This window comes from Pseudoalteromonas sp. BSi20495, assembly GCF_000241185.1.
Taxonomy (GTDB): domain Bacteria; phylum Pseudomonadota; class Gammaproteobacteria; order Enterobacterales; family Alteromonadaceae; genus Pseudoalteromonas; species Pseudoalteromonas fuliginea.
Genome location: NZ_BADY01000052.1, coordinates 1 through 2,819 on the forward strand (window position 1 = coordinate 1; position 2,819 = coordinate 2,819).

At 38.1% G+C, this 2,819-nt stretch carries 1 protein-coding gene and 1 tRNA gene; one reads left to right on the top strand and one right to left on the bottom strand.

What is annotated here, in order from left to right; genetic code table 11:
- The first annotated feature begins 30 nt into the window (after positions 1–30).
- Positions 31–117: transfer RNA gene (locus tag P20495_RS12995), tRNA-Leu, on the top strand.
- A gap of 819 nt (positions 118–936) precedes the next feature.
- Here the strand turns inward: P20495_RS12995 and P20495_RS12990 are convergent.
- A complete protein-coding gene (locus tag P20495_RS12990) occupies positions 937–2,352 on the bottom strand; it encodes a sodium:alanine symporter family protein (protein ID WP_033015470.1) in 1,416 nt (471 codons plus the stop codon).
- Between the last annotated feature and the right edge of the window lie 467 nt (positions 2,353–2,819).

Below are 2,819 nucleotides of genomic sequence, written 5' to 3' on the forward strand. Positions count from 1 at the left end.
ACTCCACACGCTTTAATTAGCAAACTCGATGCCCGAGTGGTGGAATTGGTAGACACAAGGGATTTAAAATCCCTCGACTAACAAGTCGTGCCGGTTCAAGTCCGGCCTCGGGCACCATCTTTATATTAAGCACTCCGCTTAAAAACCATTTAATACACCTTCTAATATATAAAAATATCCAGCAAGAACCTGATTTACTATTTTTATGTTTTCTATGATTTATATTATCTTGATATGCATAATGTAATATCTCTAAACCCAATCTTATAACGTCTCAAATAAACCAGCCACACAACCCTTAGTGACGCGTGGCACCTAATACTAATTGTGCACTTTGAATTGGGCTAATCGTCATAGGCTTATGATGTCAACCCGTAAAATAGACCGTGAGCTTTAGATAATTTAAAACAGTAAAGCAATTTACATATCTAGAGCAAACAGCCTTGAAAGCAAAGATCACGCACTCATGTACTGATAGCATAAAGTAATACCAATCCGCTTATATATAGGATCTATTTAACGTTAAGAAAATTACGCTAGAACTAGGCAAAAGTTTTTGTATCTGGTTGTTCTAAATAAAAAACTTTTAACGACGTTATAGTGCAATTTAATTTGTTAAAGTGCTTAAAGATTTATGCAGGTTGGTATAATTATCGAATTGGTTAGTAATACATGTTCATTGGAAGTTAAAAATCACGGGTAATAGTAAGCCTAGAGTTATGGTGAGAACTCCAAATAGGCAAAAGCACTTATGCAGAATTATTGGCATTGAACACCTATTTTTGTAGGTTGTCTTATCTAAGCTGATAATTAGATAATATCTATATAGTACATATCGTCCGTAACTGCTTTTCATTTATAAAGGGTAGAGTGACTTAATGTAAGTGCTTTTTATTTTAGAACTAAAAAAGCGAGCCGTAGCTCGCTGGTTGTTGTTTATTTCCAGGCCTCAGGATCGACCTCTTTAGCAAGTTTAGGATGCTTACTTTTGTCAAAGGTGGGTATTAAGCCCTTTTTGTGTTGTTCGTTATAGTCTTTTGAAAGCCATACAACAACACCTGAAAGCATAAATAGCGCTATAACGTTTACAATGGCCATTAAGCCCATTGATATATCTGCCAGCGTCCAAATTAAACCAAGCTCACCAACAGCACCAAACATCACCATACCTAAAACCACCAGTCTAAAGATAAACATACCTTTATTAGAGTTGTGCTCTAAAAACATTAAATTTGTTTCAGCGTAAGAGTAATTAGCCACAATAGAAGTAAAAGCAAAAAACAATATAGCAATAGCAATAAAGTAAGTACCCCAATCGCCAACATGTTCTTGTAATGCTGCTTGTGTAAGTTCAATCCCCATAACACCAGATTCAGGTACTAATTGCTGAGATAGTAATATCAGAGAAGCAGTCGCTGTACAAATAACAATAGTATCGATAAATACACCTAACATTTGCACATAACCTTGTGATGCAGGATGAGGAGGGTAAGGCGTCGCAGTAGCTGCGGCGTTAGCTGCACTACCCATACCGGCTTCGTTTGAGAATAAGCCACGCTTTATACCTTGGATCATCGCTTGTGTGACACCGTATCCAATAGCACCAGCACCAGCTTGTTCAATACCAAAAGCACTTTTTATGATAAGCACTAGCACATCTGGTAGAGCAGTAAAGTTAGTGGCGCATACATAAAGAGCAACCAGCAGGTAAGCTAATGCCATAAATGGCACAACCATTTCAGCAAAACGTGAAATGGTTTTTAGGCCACCAAAAATAATGATGCCAGAACCAATAACCAAGAAAATGCCTACTATATACTTAGGTACATCAAACGCGACTTCAAATGCTGCAGCAATAGAGTTCGACTGTACGGCGTTAAATACTAAACCAAAGGCTAAAATTAAACATAACGAAAATAAAACGCCCATCCAGCGTTTACCTAAACCATTTTGCATATAATAAGCAGGGCCACCTCTAAAATTGCCTTCGGCGTCTTTTGTTTTATAAGCTTGTGCTAAGGTACTCTCGGCAAAGCTTGTAGCCATACCAATTAAGGCTATAGTCCACATCCAAAAAATAGCACCTGGGCCACCCAAATATAAAGCAACAGCAACGCCAGCCATGTTACCCGTGCCAACACGTGCAGCTAATGAAGTACAAAAAGCCTGAAAAGATGAAATTTCGTTGTCGGCACATTTACGAGAGCCAAACATAACTTTGAACATATGTGGAAATTGCACAAATTGAATAAAGCCTAGTCGAAAAGTAAAGAAGAGGCCCGCTGCTATTAATAAGTAGACGAGAACTTGCCCCCATAGAAGGGCACTTATACTATTTATTATGTCTGTCATGGATACTGCCTAAATACATGAGTTAAAAAAAGTGACCGCAACTTATCACATCATGATAAAAGTGTTTAGTTTTAAAGTTCAAAAACAGAGTTATCAACAGGGTTTTGTGGGTAACTTGTGCTTATCATGTGCGCTTGCTTGGGGCTTAATTTTAATTGCTATTTTATGCAAATAACGCTTGCGTAAAATGCGCCGCTCCCTATAGTGCGACCCCACTGAGACGGGAAAGGCCAACGCATAGCGAGGCACGAACTACTCAGAGAGTTAAATAAAACTTCGGTTTTGAATCTTCTAAAAAGAAAGTTTAAAACTAAGTATTGACTCGAAAAATAAAGGGTGTATTATTCGCATCCCTTGAGACGCTAAAGCGACTCAAAACGTTCTTTAACAATATAAAGCAATCATCTGTGTGGGCACTCGTACAGATTGAGTTCTAACAGCCAACCTACTTAGGTAGCGAGGCAAAC